14 protein-coding genes and 7 tRNA genes are annotated in these 16,434 nt (G+C 46.9%); 14 read left to right on the top strand and 7 right to left on the bottom strand.

Translation table 11 applies throughout. The features are described 5' to 3' along the window. Positions 1–4 precede the first annotated feature (4 nt). Both moaA and KO501_RS04390 read left to right on the top strand, forming a co-directional pair. Complete coding sequence (moaA, locus tag KO501_RS04385) at positions 5–973, top strand: GTP 3',8-cyclase MoaA (protein ID WP_216028436.1); 969 nt, start codon at positions 5–7, stop codon at positions 971–973. A 5-nt stretch (positions 974–978) separates the two neighbouring features. After that, entirely contained in the window at positions 979–1,524 is a 546-nt protein-coding gene (locus KO501_RS04390; RefSeq protein ID WP_216028437.1) for a GNAT family N-acetyltransferase, read from the top strand. A gap of 2 nt (positions 1,525–1,526) precedes the next feature. Here the strand turns inward: KO501_RS04390 and KO501_RS04395 are convergent, their stop codons facing one another. The 4 genes from KO501_RS04395 to KO501_RS04410 all read right to left on the bottom strand — a co-directional run bounded on the left by KO501_RS04395 (position 1,527) and on the right by KO501_RS04410 (position 3,647). After that, positions 1,527–3,155 carry a response regulator gene (locus tag KO501_RS04395; protein ID WP_216028438.1) on the bottom strand — a complete coding sequence of 543 codons (1,629 nt, stop codon included), beginning with the start codon at positions 3,153–3,155 and terminating at the stop codon, positions 1,527–1,529. Positions 3,156–3,377: 222 nt separating this feature from the next. After that, positions 3,378–3,453: transfer RNA gene (locus KO501_RS04400), tRNA-Val, on the bottom strand. A gap of 19 nt (positions 3,454–3,472) precedes the next feature. Continuing rightward, positions 3,473–3,548: transfer RNA gene (locus tag KO501_RS04405), tRNA-Val, on the bottom strand. Positions 3,549–3,571: 23 nt separating this feature from the next. Then, positions 3,572–3,647 (bottom strand) — tRNA-Val (locus KO501_RS04410). Positions 3,648–3,907: 260 nt separating this feature from the next. Between KO501_RS04410 and gltX the strand changes: the two genes are divergently transcribed. The 10 genes from gltX (at position 3,908) to KO501_RS04460 (ending at position 11,122) form a co-directional block, all read left to right on the top strand. Continuing rightward, entirely contained in the window at positions 3,908–5,317 is a 1,410-nt protein-coding gene (gltX, locus tag KO501_RS04415) for a glutamate--tRNA ligase (protein ID WP_216028439.1), read from the top strand. 90 nt (positions 5,318–5,407) lie between these two features. After that, a tRNA-Ala gene (locus KO501_RS04420) sits at positions 5,408–5,483 on the top strand. A 65-nt stretch (positions 5,484–5,548) separates the two neighbouring features. Beyond that, positions 5,549–5,624: transfer RNA gene (locus tag KO501_RS04425), tRNA-Glu, on the top strand. Positions 5,625–5,695: 71 nt separating this feature from the next. Next, a tRNA-Glu gene (locus KO501_RS04430) sits at positions 5,696–5,771 on the top strand. Positions 5,772–5,844: 73 nt separating this feature from the next. Beyond that, positions 5,845–5,920 (top strand) — tRNA-Glu (locus KO501_RS04435). A 174-nt stretch (positions 5,921–6,094) separates the two neighbouring features. Beyond that, positions 6,095–7,006 (top strand): M14 family metallocarboxypeptidase, encoded by a 912-nt coding sequence (locus tag KO501_RS04440; RefSeq protein ID WP_216028440.1) that lies wholly within the window; start codon positions 6,095–6,097, stop codon positions 7,004–7,006. Positions 7,007–7,129: 123 nt separating this feature from the next. Then, entirely contained in the window at positions 7,130–7,288 is a 159-nt protein-coding gene (locus tag KO501_RS04445) for a hypothetical protein (RefSeq protein WP_216028441.1), read from the top strand. 71 nt (positions 7,289–7,359) lie between these two features. Next, a complete protein-coding gene (gene dusC / locus KO501_RS04450; protein WP_216028442.1) occupies positions 7,360–8,310 on the top strand; it encodes a tRNA dihydrouridine(16) synthase DusC in 951 nt (316 codons plus the stop codon). Positions 8,311–8,426: 116 nt separating this feature from the next. Then, the gene (locus tag KO501_RS04455) at positions 8,427–9,848 is read left to right on the top strand and encodes an amidohydrolase (RefSeq protein WP_216028443.1); all 1,422 of its coding nucleotides are present in this window, start codon (positions 8,427–8,429) and stop codon (positions 9,846–9,848) included. Beyond that, the gene (locus KO501_RS04460) at positions 9,845–11,122 is read left to right on the top strand and encodes an amidohydrolase family protein (protein ID WP_216028444.1); all 1,278 of its coding nucleotides are present in this window, start codon (positions 9,845–9,847) and stop codon (positions 11,120–11,122) included. The genes KO501_RS04455 and KO501_RS04460 overlap by 4 nt, the downstream gene beginning before the upstream one ends. A gap of 70 nt (positions 11,123–11,192) precedes the next feature. On the opposite strand, the gene KO501_RS04465 is transcribed toward KO501_RS04460, so the two are convergent. Next, positions 11,193–11,795 (bottom strand): arylesterase, encoded by a 603-nt coding sequence (locus KO501_RS04465; RefSeq protein WP_252728171.1) that lies wholly within the window; start codon positions 11,793–11,795, stop codon positions 11,193–11,195. Between the two features lie 83 nt (positions 11,796–11,878). On the opposite strand from KO501_RS04465, the gene KO501_RS04470 reads away from it, so the two are divergent. Then, entirely contained in the window at positions 11,879–12,574 is a 696-nt protein-coding gene (locus KO501_RS04470) for an ABC transporter ATP-binding protein (protein ID WP_216028445.1), read from the top strand. A gap of 1 nt (position 12,575) precedes the next feature. Continuing rightward, positions 12,576–15,101 (top strand): FtsX-like permease family protein, encoded by a 2,526-nt coding sequence (locus tag KO501_RS04475; RefSeq protein ID WP_216028446.1) that lies wholly within the window; start codon positions 12,576–12,578, stop codon positions 15,099–15,101. Between the two features lie 14 nt (positions 15,102–15,115). Here KO501_RS04475 and KO501_RS04480 read toward each other — a convergent pair whose 3' ends face one another. Both KO501_RS04480 and folX read right to left on the bottom strand, forming a co-directional pair. Continuing rightward, complete coding sequence (locus KO501_RS04480; RefSeq protein ID WP_216028447.1) at positions 15,116–16,018, bottom strand: TIGR01777 family oxidoreductase; 903 nt, start codon at positions 16,016–16,018, stop codon at positions 15,116–15,118. Positions 16,019–16,029: 11 nt separating this feature from the next. Next, positions 16,030–16,395 (bottom strand): dihydroneopterin triphosphate 2'-epimerase, encoded by a 366-nt coding sequence (gene folX, locus KO501_RS04485; protein WP_216028448.1) that lies wholly within the window; start codon positions 16,393–16,395, stop codon positions 16,030–16,032. Positions 16,396–16,434 lie beyond the last annotated feature (39 nt).

The raw sequence follows: 16,434 nt of genomic DNA on the forward strand, positions 1-16,434 counted from the left end.
TTTATTGTTACAAGATAGCTTCGGCCGGAAGTTTCATTATTTGCGACTGTCAGTAACAGAGGCTTGTAATTTCAAATGCCAGTACTGCTTGCCTGACGGTTATAAAGGCCCCTCTGAAAGCAGTTTCCTTTCTGTACCTGAAATTCGTACTTTGGTGACAGCCTTTGCGCGCCTTGGGACGTCGAAAGTCAGGATCACCGGTGGCGAGCCTAGTTTACGTCGGGATTTTCCTGACATCATCCGTTTGTGCCGACAAACCGAAGGTATTAAAACCATTGCTACCACCACCCATGGCGGTCGTTTGGCTAAAGATGCTTTGGCTTGGAAAGAAGCCGGTTTAGATCAGGTCAATGTGAGTATCGATAGCCTTGATCCCCGTTTGTTTGCCGATATCACCGGGCAAAATAAATTAACAGAAATTTTAAAAGGGGTAGACCGGGCGCTGGAAGTAGGGCTGCGGGTGAAAGTTAACACTGTGCTGCTCAAAGGGTTTGCCGGTAAACAGTTGCAAGAATTTAAAGATTGGTTAGTGCAAACCCCTGTGACGTTGCGTTTTATCGAATTGATGGAAACCGGCGATCATCCTCAGTTTTTCAATCAACAACATCTATCGGGCTTACCGTTTAAATCTCAGCTACTTGATGAAGGCTGGTCGCCCGTGATCCGCACGCAAGATGCAGGCCCGGCTGAAGAATTTCATCACCCGGATTTCGCCGGCCGTATTGGTTTAATTTTGCCGTACAGTAAAGATTTTTGTAGCACATGTAATCGCCTTCGAGTGGCGGCAAACGGTAAGTTACACTTGTGTCTTTTCAGCGAACATGGTCTTGATATTCGCCCTTGGCTGAAAGAGGGAGATGTAGATGCGCTGATGGTGCATTTGCAAACGCTACTCGGTCAAAAACACGCTACTCATTACCTTCATGATGGCAACACTGGGGCAACTTCCCACTTGGCAATGCTAGGCGGTTAGCCAGCGTGAACATTCCCCAAAGTGCACGTCTGCAGTACCATTTTGTCACCGATAATGACGCCCATTTCCTTTGGTCTATCGATCAAGATCCTGCGGTAATGACTTACCTTAATGGTGGCAAGAAAACCCCATGGGAAGATATTCAACAGGTGTTTTTACCACGCATTAAGGCCTTTTCTGAGCAATCCAAAGGGTGGGGATTATGGCGGGTTTCTACCTTGTCTTCGCCCAGCGCAGACTTAGGCTGGATCCTAGTACGTCCTATGGGGTTTTTCACGGCTGAACGCAACGACAACAACCTTGAACTAGGCTGGCGCTTTCACCAACACGCCTGGGGAAAAGGTTACGCCACAGAAGCGGCGACACAGATCAAAAATACCCTAGCGAAAAGCGGAATTGACCAATTTTCGGCCATGGCATTGCCACAAAACAGGGGCTCCATTGGTGTAATGAAAAACTTAGGGCTAACTTATGCGTATGATTTTCGTTATCGAGATGCGGTTTTTGACGATGATGTTGTGGTGTACAGTCAAATTATTCATCAAGAGTAACGTTAATTCAGTACTTCCATCGCTGATTTAATACGCGCGTACCGTTTTTCCTGATGTTCCGTTAAGGAAGACGATTCAATAACATTCATGCATCGACGGATTAATTCTTTGCGATTCGTGCTGTCCTGTAATGGGGCTTCCCGAAGTGCATTGGCGGTGGCTTGTAATAAATTAAGCGCGATCGCTGTGTTTTTCGGCATCACCTGAAACGCTTGTTGCAAGGTCGATAAGGCTTGTTCATGTTCACCAAGTTGAAATTGGCTAACCGCAATATTATTCAACGCTTTTGGACTGGATGAAATCGCCTTTTTCTCGGCTTTTTCCTGCTTGATGTAATGCAGCAATAGCGGGTTATTCTCGCTATCGGCCGTATAGCGGCGCTCTACCTCGTCTAAAATGGTTAATGCATGTTCTTGCATTCCCACTTCATGGAAAGCTTTGGCTCTGTCTATCAGGGCATCAGTACTTTCGCCATCCCAATTGGTTTGAGACAGTTGGGTAAGCAATTGCCGTGCTTTGTGTGTTTCATCTTCAAGATAATAAAGCCTCGCATCAATCACTTTGAGTTCAGCGCTATCCTTCGATTTGGGAAAAGCGGTTTTCATTTGCTCTAAAAATGACGTGGTTTGCTCAATAAGCTGCTTGGCTTGGCGGCTATCGGTTGTCATTGCGAAGTCAATGCCCGCTCTGGCGACGTTGAGGTAGTTTTCTGGCTTATCGTGTATGGAGTTATGGGCGTATTTTACAATGCGTTTTGCAGCTAAAAATTGTGCTTCATAGTCGTGGGTGATGCGGGCTAAATCCCAGGCTTGTTGATGGCGCTTAATGTTATTTGGCGAAATCTCACCGGCAATCATCATGGCCTCTAAGGCATCGTCAAATTCATTTTGTTTAATTTGCAGCGCTGCTAGCAAATCATAAGCGCTTAACATTGTGTCAGGGTGAAAAGCGAGACGTAGAATGTGCTTTTCTGCTTCCTCGTCACGGTCTAAATGCAGCAAGCTGCGCACTAAACCTAGTTGTGCCCATGTAAAATTCTGTACATTTTTAATGTTTTCGTAGAAGGATAGGGCGTCGGTAAAGTGCTCACATAACAATAAAAGTTCGCCTTTTGTGCGCAACGCGAGGGGAATAAACTCGGCATTTTCTGTGTTGGCCAATATTTGTTCTACCGCTATCAAGGCATCGGGAAAGGCTTGTTTTTCCATTAGCACGTAGACACCGTGAAGGGCATGCTTTCGTTCTAATACCCGTTCTAGCCGTTTATCAAGTTCTTGGTTAGAAAACGGTTTCGCTAAAAACTCATCAGGCTGGAGTTCTACAATAGAATGGACAATTTCAGCAGAGGTATCGGCAGAGATAAACACAAAACCGGTTGTAAGGGGAAGTTGTCGATGGTCTTGCAATTGCTGATAAAGAAAATAGCCTTCTTTTTCGTGCTTAAGATCATACGCACAAATAACTAACTCGAAATGGGACGTTTTAATATGCTCAACGGCTGTTTCAGCATCATCTGTGTAGATAATATGCTGAAAACCCAATTCCTCTAATGTGTATTTGAGGTAACCTTTTGCGAGAATTTGATCGTCAATGATCAATACGCGCGCCTGCCTTGCTAGCTGATTATTCATCGTGATGTTGTTATCTGTCCGTAGTCATGGGGCTTTGCACTTGTTATCGGCTACAGTGGACAAATAAATAAGGTTTTATTTCACTGCATGACACCGCATTTTCGAAACAGCCCTAAAAGCCTAAGATACAAAAGGTTATTTTGCTGCTTAAAGAAAAAGATAACACGAAAATACAATTGAAGATAATGGATGAATTATTGAACAAGTAGAAGATAGAGAAGATGGTGGACGCTACTGGACTTGAACCAGTGACCCTCGCCTTGTAAGGGCGATGCTCTCCCAACTGAGCTAAGCGTCCTAAAGAACTGGTATGTAAGTGGTGGATGCTACTGGACTTGAACCAGTGACCCTCGCCTTGTAAGGGCGATGCTCTCCCAACTGAGCTAAGCATCCAATGTCTTACATGGTAACAAACGTGGTGGACGCTACTGGACTTGAACCAGTGACCCTCGCCTTGTAAGGGCGATGCTCTCCCAACTGAGCTAAGCGTCCGCTGTTTGTTGTACTTGCCATGCTTGGCAAGTGGGGCGGTATTATAGAGTTGCTTACGTCACTGTCAACAACAAAATTCAAGAAAAAAGCGCGTTTGAATGAAAAGCAGTCAATGAAGCCGAATTTAGCCCTTTTTATTCGGGGGAAACAGCAATTCGACCTCTGATGGGTTTTTATCGACTGGCTGTTCTTTTGCCGAATGGCTTTGACTGATAGAATAGCGGCAAAATTTTTTAACCAACGTTTGATAGAGAAAAAGAATGTCTGTGGTAACACGATTTGCGCCCAGCCCGACAGGGTACCTTCATGTAGGCGGTGCCCGCACCGCTTTGTATTCCTGGTTATATGCGAAAAGCCAAGGAGGGGAGTTTGTTCTGCGTATTGAAGATACGGATTTAGAACGCTCTACGGAAGAGGCTAAACAAGCGATTTTAGATGGCATGCAATGGTTGGGACTAACTTGGGATAAAGGCCCTTACTATCAAACGGAACGGTTCGACCGGTATAAAGCCCTTATTCAGCAACTGCTTGATGAAGGTAAAGCGTATAAGTGCTTTATGAGCTCAGAAGAATTGGATGCCATTCGGGAAGAGCAAAAAGCCAAAGGGGAAAAGCCCCGTTATCCTGGTACGTGGCGAGAGCGTACGGATCATCCAACCGACCAGCCTTATGCGATTCGTTTTAAGAACCCGTTAGAAGGTACGGTAGTGATCAACGATCACATTCGCGGAAAAATAGAAATCAGTAACAGTGAGCTGGATGATTTAATCATTCAACGTTCAGATGGTTCACCTACCTATAATTTCTGTGTGGTTGTGGATGACTGGGATATGGCGGTGTCGCACGTAGTACGGGGCGAAGACCATATCAATAACACGCCACGACAAATTAATATCTTAAAAGCACTGGGAGCGCCTATTCCTGAATATGCCCATGTGTCTATGATTTTAGGTGATGACGGCAAAAAGTTATCGAAACGTCATGGTGCAGTTAGCGTTATGCAGTATCGTGATGACGGTTTTCTGCCACAGGCGGTACTTAATTATTTAGTGCGTTTAGGTTGGTCTCATGGTGATCAGGAAATTTTTTCTGTGGATGAAATGATTGAATATTTCAGCCTTGATGACATCGGCCAGTCTGCATCGGCATTTAATACCGAAAAACTGATTTGGCTGAACCAGCATTACATGAAATCGCTACCGGCCAGCGAAGTGGCGACCAGAGCCAAGTGGCATTTTGATCAGATGAACGTTGATCTTGGCGGCGGTCCGGCATTAGAAGCGGTAATAGCGATTCAGGCCGACCGTGTTAAAACGTTAAAAGAATTGGCGGAAATCAGCACCTATTTTTATCAGGACTTTGCCGATTTTGATGAGAAAGCGGCGAAAAAGCATTTGCGCCCAGTGGCAAAGCAAGCCCTTCAAACCGTAAAAGAAACGCTAATGGCTGTGGAAACCTGGTCGCCAGAACACATTGGTGCTGCCATTAACCAAGCAGCTGATTCTTTAGGTGTGGGCATGGGTAAAGTGGGTATGCCTTTGCGGGTGGCAGTAACGGGCAGTGGTAATTCACCTTCGTTGGATATTACTTTGAATTTACTGTCAAAAGAGAAAATTGCCGAGAGAATAGACAAAGCGCTCACTTTTATAGCAAACAGAGAAAATTCTTAAAAAAAGCGTTGACAGGACAGTGGGGTATGCCTAGAATGCGCCCCGCTGTCAGGGAACAGTCATATGACTCAATATGATTAGTTCGATGATGGGGCCATAGCTCAGCTGGGAGAGCGCTTGCATGGCATGCAAGAGGTCGGCGGTTCGATCCCGCCTGGCTCCACCAAATCCTCCTTCTCTAAGAAGTTGATTTGATAGGCTGTAGGTTAACACCTACGGACAGAATTATCTGTCCCCTTCGTCTAGAGGCCTAGGACACCGCCCTTTCACGGCGGTAACAGGGGTTCGAATCCCCTAGGGGACGCCATATTCATCGCGTCACAGTCGATTAATACTGTGAAATAGGCTGTAGGTTAAGTCCTACGGACAGAATTATCTGTCCCCTTCGTCTAGAGGCCTAGGACACCGCCCTTTCACGGCGGTAACAGGGGTTCGAATCCCCTAGGGGACGCCATATTTATCGCGTCACAGTCGATTAATACTGTGAAATAGGCTGTAGGTTAAGTCCTACGGACAGAACGTTTTCTGTCCCCTTCGTCTAGAGGCCTAGGACACCGCCCTTTCACGGCGGTAACAGGGGTTCGAATCCCCTAGGGGACGCCAAATAAAAAGACCAGCATTTGCTGGTCTTTTTTTTAATTCAAAAAGTCACGCACAAGACCAATTCGGTTATTCCATCGATTTTTTCACCAACTGCAACACCGATAAACACCACCATAGTGAAGGCATGGCTAACCGTGGTAAAATGCGCGTTCACACATAATAACTAGGTGAAGTATGCACAACTATTTTATCGGCACTCCCGGCAAACCATGGACACCGTCAGAAAAAGAACAATGGTTTGAAGCACAAACGGTAAAGCGCAGCTATCAAAACGAAGTACTTGACCGTTTACCCGAAGCGCCACAAGGCTACCAGTTGTCGCAATACGGCGCGCTGCCATACGACGCTCAGCGTTACCCTTTGATGATGTATTGCCCTAAAAAATTCAATACCCAATTGCCCACGGTGCTAATTACCGGTGGCGTACATGGATACGAAACCAGCGGTGTCCAAGGGGCGATTATGTTTGCTCGTGAGCACCTGTCAGATTGGATTGAAAAATGTAATTTCATTATTGTGCCCTGTGTAAGCCCGTGGGGTTACGAAACCATTAATCGGTGGGATCCTTATGCGTTAGATCCTAATCGTAACTTTATAGCGGGTTCTGCGGCGCCAGAGGCAGCACAATTAATTGCCATGCTGGAACAAGTAGAAGAGCCAGTGCACATGCATATTGATTTGCATGAAACCACCGATACCGATAACTCTGAATTTAGACCCGCATTATCGGCCCGAGACGGGGTTAGCCACGATGTTTGGGATATTCCTGATGGCTTTTATTTGGTGGCAGACAAACACAAAATCGAGTTAGGCTTTCAACAAGCCATCGTGCAATCTGTGTCGGCAGTTACCCATATTGCGCCAGCGGATGCGAGCAGCCAGATAATTGGCGAAGAAGTGCTGTCTGATGGGGTAATTTGTTACGACAAAAAGGCGCTGCATTTGTGTGGGGGGGTAACCGATGCCCCTTACGTAACCACAACTGAAGTCTATCCCGACAGCCCAAGTGCCACTCCCGCCATTTGTAACGAAGCTCAGGTGGCAGCCATATTAGGCGCTTTACACTATATCGTTGAAGGCAACTAATAACACCGTGATGGCCCTATCGATGATCGGTAGGGCCAATAATCATCATGGAAAATAGTTTAGATGTTTGAAAGCATAGACGTCTAGATGTATAGTTTTCTCGCTGATATGTGAGGAAACACTATGATTGTATATACTGCCTTAATTTACGACGGGCGAAAGCAACACCTTGTCACCCAACCATGTGCCAACGATGCCGCTTTTTCAACGTACCTAATGGCACGGTTTGGGGTTCACGTTTGTTTGTGGCAACAAAAATCCACGGGCAAAGTGAAGGGGTAAACCTTTTAAGGTTATTCTTCCATGTAGGTTCGTTGTGAATAAATACGGCAACATCTAATAGAGATTAAGCGATGCGAATTTTACTGGCTCCCATGGAAGGGGTTGTTGATCACCTTATGCGTGACATGCTCACCCGAGTGGGTGGCTTTGATTTGTGCGTTACGGAATTTGTCCGGGTGGTCGATCAAAAATTACCCAAAAAGACCTTTTTCAAGATTTGCCCAGAACTGCATCACGGCAGTTGCACGCCTGCTGGCGTGCCGGTGCGCGTTCAGCTACTTGGACAAGAGCCAGGTTGGTTAGCTGAAAATGCGCAAACCGCGGTGGAATTAGGCTCACCAGGGGTAGATTTAAATTTTGGTTGCCCGGCTAAAACCGTCAATAAAAGCAAGGGTGGGGCAGTACTGCTTAAAGAAACCGAAACCCTGTATAGCATTGTCAAAGCGGTACGCGAGGCCGTGCCGTCCTCGCAACCCGTGACAGCAAAAATACGTCTGGGGTTTGAAGATAAATCCTTAGCGATAGAAAACGCCGTGGCGATCACAGAAGCCGGAGCAGACCAATTGGTGGTGCATGCCCGCACTAAAACCGAAGGTTACAAGCCGCCAGCTTACTGGGATTGGATTGACAAAATCCGGCAACATACGTCTATCCCTTTGGTGGCCAATGGGGAAATCTGGCACGCCCAAGATGCCAAACAATGCCAAGCGCAATCAGGATGTATGGATATTATGTTAGGGCGGGGGGCACTGGCGATGCCTAATTTGGCTCGCACCATTAAACACCAAGAACCCATTATGCCCTGGCATGAAGTGGCCGATTTACTTATTCGGTATTCGGGCTACGAGATATATGGTGACAAAGGGCGATATTATCCCAACAGAATTAAACAATGGTGCGGTTATTTAAAACGTCAGTATGCACAGGCTGATGTTTTATTTAACGATATTCGGCGAATGCAGAAGGCTGAAGATATCGTGGCAGTACTACAACGTCAGTCCTCGCAAGGCACAGAAGATTAGTCTCACCTCAACTTGCTTGTTTATGGTTTATTGTTTACGTTGAAATGGGCAGTTCTATAAAAACTAATAGCGCTGTCACAACACGATAATAAAATAATCCAAAAACGGAAGTTAACATGAATCACACACCATCAAAGCTGGCCATTGCGCTGGCTTGCTTATGTTCTTCTGCGCTTGTAGCCTGCGCAAGCACGGCTTCGACGCAAAATACACAAGCGGCCCCCCATGTTTCAATACACACCGATCCTTACCCTAGTACCTACGCACCCATAGCCGGTAAACCTACTGTGATCACTAACGTGACCATTCTCGATGGCGTAGGAAATAAAATTGAGCAAGGAGAAATCTACTTTGCTGATGGCAAGATCGTAGCCGTGGGCCAGTCGGTAGAGTATCCGGCGGATGCCATCGTTATTGACGGCACTGGCAAATGGGTCACGCCCGGTATCATCGATAACCATAGTCACTTAGGTGTCTATCCTTCTCCTTCGATTGGCTCAACATCAGATGGAAATGAAGCCACCAGCCCTGTGACACCTGGGGTGTGGGCAGAACATTCTGTGTGGCCTCAAGATCCTGGTTTTGGCAGAGCCTTAGCCGGTGGCGTAACCGCGTTACAAATCTTACCCGGTTCGGCCAATTTGTTTGGTGGTCGCTCGGTGGTGCTTAAAAATGTCCCTAGCCGCACGATGCAAGACATGAAGTTTCCTGATGCACCATATGGCATGAAGATGGCGTGTGGTGAAAACCCTAAACGGGTTTATGGTAAACGAGGCGGCCCGGCTACTCGCATGGGTAATGTAAAAGGCTACCGCCAAGCATGGGCAGATACCCAAGCATACATGCGGGATTGGGAAAAATACGAGGCAGATTATAATGCCGGCAAAAACCCCAAAGCCCCGAAACGCGATCTAGATAAAGAAACCATGGCCGGTGTACTCAATGGCGATATTTTAGTGCATATGCATTGCTATCGGGCCGACGAAATGGTGGTGATGATGGACATGATGAAAGAGTTTAATTACCAGATCTCGTCATTTCATCATGCGGTAGAAGCCTACAAAATTGCCGATAAGTTGGCAGAAAATAATGTTTGTGCCTCCCTTTGGGCAGACTGGTGGGGCTTTAAGTTAGAAGCTTACGATGGCATTCGTGAAAATATCCCAATGGTTCATCAGGCAAAAGCGTGCACCATTGTGCATTCCGATGATGATCTTGGTATTCAAAGACTCAATCAAGAAGCGGCTAAAGCTTGGTCTGACGGTAAGCGTGCCGGTATTGATATCGACATGGCTGATGCGTGGCAATGGTTAAGTGCAAATCCGGCAAAGTCTTTGGGAATTTTCGACCAAACAGGCTCTTTAGAAACAGGTAAAAACGCCGATGTTGTGCTTTGGACCGGGAGTCCATTTTCTACCTATTCAAAAGCAGAACGGGTGTATATAGACGGTGGTGAAGCATTCACATTAGAGGATAAAGACAACTGGCCATTAAGTGATTTTGAAGTAGGCCAGGTCGGCGAGGGAGACGCAAAATGAAACGTATTTTATCATTAGCCATTGCGGCGGCGTTAAGTACGTCAGCCTTTGCAGAAAACATCGCCATTGTGGGCGGTAAAATCCTCACCCAGACCGAGCAAGGTACCATTGAATCTGGCACCGTGCTTATTCGAGATGGCAAAATTCAAAGTGTTAGTGAACAAGGTGAAGTCCCTGACGGCTATACCCGTATTGATGCCAGCGGCAAGGTGGTAACGCCAGGCTTTATTGGTGCGCTGACCTCACTGGGTTTAGTGGAAGTATCAAGTTGGGCGGGTGAGGTAGACTCATCAGTGGGCGATTCTGCCATTAGCCATACCGGCGCGGCGTTGGATCCTTCCTATGCCATTAATCCAGATTCTTCATTAATTGATATTACCCGCATTGAAGGGTTTACCACGGCAGGCACGTCAATAGAACGTACCGATTTGCTCTTTCGCGGGCAAGGCGCGGTAATTAGCCTGGATGATGATGGGCAAATCGTGAAAAACCATAGCTTTATGGTGGTAAACATGACCGGTAGCGCCGCCGATGAGCATGGTGGCTCGCGCACTGCATTGTGGGTGCTATTAGAGTCGGTGCTTAACGAAGCCAGCTCTACTTCATCTGTACCATCGTTAACCACAACCTGGGAAGGCATCAATACACGGGCCGATTTACAGGCATTAAAAGCCGTTATCGACGGTTCTGTACCGCTTTTTATTCAGGCCGATCGCAGCGCGGACATTCGACAAGTATTGGCATTTAAAAAGCGTCATCCTGACATTAAATTAGTGTTGGTACATGGTGCAGAAGCTTGGCGTGTGGCCGATGAGCTAGCCGCCGCTGATATTCCGGTTATTCTTGATCCCCAAGCAAATTTACCGAGTAACTTTGATCAAGTGGGATCCACGTTGCATAACGCAGGGCGTTTAGAGAAAGCCGGAGTGAAGGTCGCTATCGGTATTGAAACGCACAATATTCGCCTTGCGAGCCAACATGCCGGAAACGCAGTGGCCAATGGCTTATCCTACGAAGCAGGCATAGCCAGCTTAACATCAGTACCTGCCCAAATTTTGGGGGTTGACGATAAAGTCGGTGCGTTAGCGCCAGGGCTACAAGCTGATGTGGTGATCTGGAGCGGTGATCCTCTAGAAGTAACCGAAGCGGCCGAGCAGGTCTTTATCGACGGTGAAGCCATCGATATGACATCTCGGCAGACCAGGCTGCGAGACCGATACCTTAAAGTGCAGGCAAATCCTAACGGCGAGACCTCTCATTACGTTAAACCCTAGTTAAAGTAAGCTAGCACAACAAAAAGCCCCCCAGCGGTGTTGCACCGCTGGGGGGCTTTTTTGTGACAAATTAATGGATGATTAACGGCGTTAGCTGCTCATACATGAAGTGAGCTATTTGGGGCTGGGCAGTGCCGTTTGGGTGAATACCATCCCGTTGCATCAGGGTTTTATCTAGGGCGATGTCAGCAAGAAAAAACGGGATCAGCACAATGTTATTTTCTGCCGCGACAGTGTCGAAGGAGTCTGCAAACATTTGGGTATAACGTTTACCGTAATTGGATGGGATCTCCATGTCTTGGATAAAAACCGTTGCCCCTGCATCTCGGGCAAGCTTAACCATAGAATTTAAGTTTTTTTGGGTTTTAGCCACTAAATGACCTTGTAAGCCGTCATTTCCCCCTAATTCTATGAGCAAGTGGGTTGGATGGTGTTGCTCAAGCAAGCGTGGTAGACGGGCTAAACCACCGTCGGTGGTTTCTCCGCTTATCGCAGCATTTACCACTTCAATCGGAATAGACTCTTCGTTCCAGATATTTTGTAACACACTAACCCAACTTTCTTCTTGCTCAAGACCATAGCCTGCGCTTAGGCTGTCACCAAGAACTAACAATTTGAATTGCGCCGAACTTTGTGTGTCTCTTGTAGCGGCATAAAGATGATCTGAAATCAGAAACAGCGGTAAAAATACTAAGGCCAGTGTGTATATCCCACGGCGATATCGTTGCAATAAATACACGACAGTGACTACTCCTTATGATAAGTACCCAAAAAGTTACAAAAACAGTTTCTACGAGTGAAGGTGAACTTCAGATCCTTCAGCCTATTTCCTTTGAAGTCAAGGCTGGCGAGTCTGTTGCCATTGTTGGTGCGTCAGGTTCCGGTAAATCCACTTTATTGGGTTTACTCGCAGGGCTTGATGAGGTGTCCTCCGGTGAGATTTATCTTAATGACGAAGGCTTACACAACATGAATGAAGAAGCCCGCGCTCGCCTACGGGGAGAGAAAGTTGGCTTTATTTTTCAAAGCTTCATGTTAGTGCAAAGTTTAACGGCCATTGAAAATGTGATGTTGCCGGCAGAAATCGCAGGGCTTAAAGACGCCAAAGCCCGAGCAAAAACCATTTTAGAACAAGTTGGTTTGTCTCATCGTGCTCATCATTACCCTAACCAACTTTCCGGTGGCGAACAGCAGCGGGTAGCGGTTGCCCGTGCTTTTATCAACCAACCCAAAATACTTTTCGCCGACGAGCCCACCGGTAATTTAGATGCTGCAAATAGTGAAAAAATAGAGCAGCTGTTATTCAAAATGAACCAAGAATTAGGCACCACATTAATTTTAGTTACCCACGATAGTAAACTGGCCAAGCGATGCCAGCGTCAGCTAAATATGCAAGGTGGCGCTTTAACTGAAACCACCAGCAGCGACACTGCCACCGAGCAGGGAGCATAGTATGGGTATTGTTTCTAGTTTGGCATGGCGGCTGTTCAAACATGAAGCCAAACGCGGTGAATTAACCATTATTTTGCTGGCCATTGTATTGTCTGTTGCCTCGGTGCTGTCGTTGTCATTATTCTCAGAGCGTTTGCAAGGGGCGTTGCAAGAGCGTTCAGCCAGTTTTTTAGCCGCCGATACCCAATTGCGTGCTTCCCAGCCCATCGAAGGGGCTTGGGTACAACAAGCCCATGAGGATGGCTTAGATACCGCTAGTCAGGTTGCCACCCGTTCTATGGCCTTTGGTGAAACGCAAATGTCGTTGGTAGATTTACGAGCAGTAAATGAGAACTACCCACTTAAAGGCACTATTTTGGTGGCGGATGCGCCTTTTGGCGAAGCGCATCCGGCAGATAACTTGCCCCAGCCCGGTGAAGCCTGGATAGACTCACGACTTTTTCAGCTGCTAGATGTGTCCATAGGCGGCACTATTTATGTTGGCGATGCCAGTTTTCGGGTGTCAGGGGTACTGAGTGAAATACCCGACGCAGGGTTTAGTTTGTTTACCACCGAACCCATTGTGTTGATCCGCCAACGCGATGTGGCAAGTGCGGATATTACCGGCCCAGGTAGCCGAGTGACGTACAAAACCTACTTTACCGGTGATGAGCAAAACTTGAGTCAATTTTATGATTGGCTTCGCCCACAGTTAAACGATGAACTGCATCGTTGGCAAGCCGCGTCTGACGATGACTCGCCCATTGGACGGTCGGTAAAACGTGCCGAACGGTATTTTTTATTGGCCAGTTTATTGGCCATTATACTTGCTGCTGTTTCGATTGCGGTGGCGGCCCAGCGCTACAGTCAGCGCCACTTCGATCCCGTGGCCATTATGAAAACCTTAGGCGCCAGTAAAACAACCATTCGGCGCATTTACACATTGCAAATTTGCTTTATCACCCTGTTAGGTATTGTGCTGGGGGTTATTGCCGGCATGATTATTCAGCAGGTTGTGATCACCGTGCTTGCGGCAAACGTGGAGGTGTCACTTGATGTTTGGCACTGGCGACCTATTTTAATGGCAATTTTTACCGGTGTTGTGTGCGCCTTGCTATTTTCACTTTACCCTTTGTTGCAGCTGTTTTCGGTTCCTCCATTACGGGTACTACGCCGAGATATGAGTACCAATTTACAGGCTAAAAGCTTGCAGTTTTTGGCCGCAGGTGGCGCGATATTTGCCCTGATGTGGACCTACAGTCAGGATTTAAAAATCAGTGCTATTTTGTTTATTTCGGGCATTGCCTTAGTTGCCGGTTTAATGGTGGTGACCGTAGGGCTTATTCGTATAGGGCGTAAGCTTGGTAGTGGTTCTATGGGGCCATGGCGTTTGGCTTGGGCGCGGATCAGCCGCCGTGCGATGGATAACAGCGTGCAGCTCATTAGCTTTTCGGTAACCTTGTTGTTATTGCTTGTGGTTCTGGTGATGCGCAACGACATGGTGGAGCAGTGGCGTGCCCAACTGCCCGAAGGCACGCCTAATTATTTCCTTATTAATATTACCGAAACCCAAAAGCCAGAGTTAGAAGCGCACTTTGCACAAAACGATGTACAAACCTCAGATTTCTTCCCCGTGGTGCGAGGGCGTTTTGTGGCGGTAAACGGCGAAAGAGTGAATACCGAGGTATCAAAAGACGATGATGACGGAAGCCGAGAAGGGCGCACAGGATTAGGCCGAGAAGCTAACCTTACCTGGAGCAATACCTTACAATCGGGCAATGAAATCGTAGCCGGAAACTGGCAGGGTAATCAGGTAGAAAAGCCAACGGATGGTATTTATCCGGTGTCGGTGGAATCTGATGTGGCCGAACGTTTAGGCATTGAGTTAGGAGATCTATTAACCTTTAACATTGGCAGTGAAGAAGTGCAGTCAAGGGTAACCAGTTTGCGTAAGGTCGACTGGCAAACCATGCAGCCAAACTTTTTCTTTGTGCTTTCACCGGCGGCGATGCAGGATTTTTCACCAACCTATATCACTAGCTTTTATTTACCATCAGAACGTAAACAAGCGTTAACTGCGTTATTGCAGCCCTTTGCCTCAACCACGCTGTTTGACGTGGACGCACGGATAAATCAATTACGCGACATTGTGGAACAAGTGTCGTTGGCCGTTGAGTTTATTCTTATTTTGGTTCTGGCCGCCGGCGCGTTGGTGCTGATTGCTCAGGTACAAGCGTCTATGGATGAACGTCAGCAAGAATTGGCCATATTGCGAACCTTAGGTGCCAAAGGCAGCCTAATACGCCTTAGCGTGGTTTATGAGTTTATTATCATTGGCATCGTGGCAGGCTTTATGGCGGCCTTGGCCAATGAATTAAGCCTTTATATGCTGCAAACCGAAGTGTTTCAGATGCAAGCCTCATTGCATCCGCAGTTTTGGATCATTGCACCAACAGTGGGGGCAATTGTCGTGGGGGCGCTGGGCGCCATTGGTTGCTGGCGATTACTGTCGTTAAACACCACAACCTTATTGCGTAAGATGATTTAAGGCCCAAAAGGGGTTTAGGCTTTAGCGTAAATCTGACTGAGTGCGTTAGGCAGCGAAGGATATTGAAATGAAAACCCTGCCTGACGTAACTTTTGTGGTTCGACATATTGGCCGGTGGTAACCAGTTCTGCCGATTCTCCCATCATTATGGATAACACAAAGGTGGGCACGGTGAAAAACGCCGGTCTGTTTAGCACAGAAGCAAGGGTTTTAGTAAAGTTTGCATTGCTTTGTGGATGTGGTGCAGTCAGGTTATATGGGCCTTGGCAGTGGGGATTTTGCAATAAAAATAGAATGGCGCTAACCATGTCGTCGATATGGATCCACGATAAATACTGTTTACCGTGGCCTATTTTTCCGCCTAACCCCAATTTTACCGGTAGCGCCATTTTCGGTAGTGCGCCTTGAGCTTTGTCTAACACGACACCGGTGCGCAAAAGGCATACTCGGGTGCTATCTGACGCCGCTTCTGAGGCTATTTTTTCCCATCGTTGGCATACCTCATGAGAGAACTCTGGGTGTACCGTGTAGGTGTCTTCGGTGACTTTTTCATCGCCTTGTCGGCCGTAAAAGCCAATGGCTGAACCTGATAAAAACACCGAAGGCGGCTGCTTACAGTGCGTTATTCGGTCTACCAGTTGGGTGGTTAAATCCCATCGGCTTTGGCAAATACGTTGTTTTTGCAGTGATGACCAACGTTTATCGGCAATAGGTTCACCGGCTAAATTAATAACCCCATCAAAGACAGAAAAATCGGGTACTTCATGTAAGGTCGTGATGAAGGTTACCGACTCAGGCAGCACCGATGCGGCTTTTTCCGGATCACGGGTTAGCACCGTACACTGATGATCAGGTTGTAGCGCGGCAATGAGATGCTTGCCAATAAGGCCGGTACCACCGGTGATGAATATATTCAAAATGGTCTCCGTTACTCTTTTACGCAGGACAGTGTTAATGAAACAGAGTCGGCAAAGCGTAATGCATGAGGTTTATCGACTTCGACTTCAGCATAGGTTACCCAAGGATGTTCGGCGGCAATCGATAACACTTGAGCAGTGAGTTTTTCTAAAAGCGCAAAGCGGTTTTCTTCGACTAATTTAATGATGGCTTTAGTCACCGTTTTATAATTTAACGCGTCGCACATGTTATCGGTATCGGTGGCGCGGCCTGCATCGTAATGCAGTTTGGCGTTGATAATGACATCTTGCATGTTAAGTACTTCATCTTCGTTAATCCCAATGTAAGTGCGTAATCGAAGATTTTTAATGCGAATAGTAGCCTGATTTAAGTTCATGACCTTTCTCGTTATTTTCGTTGTATCTATCAGGAGGAT

Origin of the sequence: Alteromonas sp. C1M14 (genome assembly GCF_018860965.1) — a bacterium.
GTDB lineage: Bacteria > Pseudomonadota > Gammaproteobacteria > Enterobacterales > Alteromonadaceae > Alteromonas.

Bases quoted from the DNA above. Each gene is read 5' to 3' on its own strand.
- KO501_RS04475 (WP_216028446.1), top strand. From the start codon at position 12,576: ATGGGTATTGTTTCTAGTTTGGCATGGCGGCTGTTCAAACATGAAGCC.
- KO501_RS04470 (WP_216028445.1), top strand. From the start codon at position 11,879: ATGATAAGTACCCAAAAAGTTACAAAAACAGTTTCTACGAGTGAAGGT.
- folX (WP_216028448.1), bottom strand. From the start codon at position 16,395: ATGAACTTAAATCAGGCTACTATTCGCATTAAAAATCTTCGATTACGC.
- KO501_RS04460 (WP_216028444.1), top strand. From the start codon at position 9,845: ATGAAACGTATTTTATCATTAGCCATTGCGGCGGCGTTAAGTACGTCA.
- KO501_RS04395 (WP_216028438.1), bottom strand. From the start codon at position 3,155: ATGAATAATCAGCTAGCAAGGCAGGCGCGCGTATTGATCATTGACGAT.
- gltX (WP_216028439.1), top strand. From the start codon at position 3,908: ATGTCTGTGGTAACACGATTTGCGCCCAGCCCGACAGGGTACCTTCAT.
- dusC (WP_216028442.1), top strand. From the start codon at position 7,360: ATGCGAATTTTACTGGCTCCCATGGAAGGGGTTGTTGATCACCTTATG.
- KO501_RS04445 (WP_216028441.1), top strand. From the start codon at position 7,130: ATGATTGTATATACTGCCTTAATTTACGACGGGCGAAAGCAACACCTT.
- KO501_RS04440 (WP_216028440.1), top strand. From the start codon at position 6,095: ATGCACAACTATTTTATCGGCACTCCCGGCAAACCATGGACACCGTCA.
- KO501_RS04455 (WP_216028443.1), top strand. From the start codon at position 8,427: ATGAATCACACACCATCAAAGCTGGCCATTGCGCTGGCTTGCTTATGT.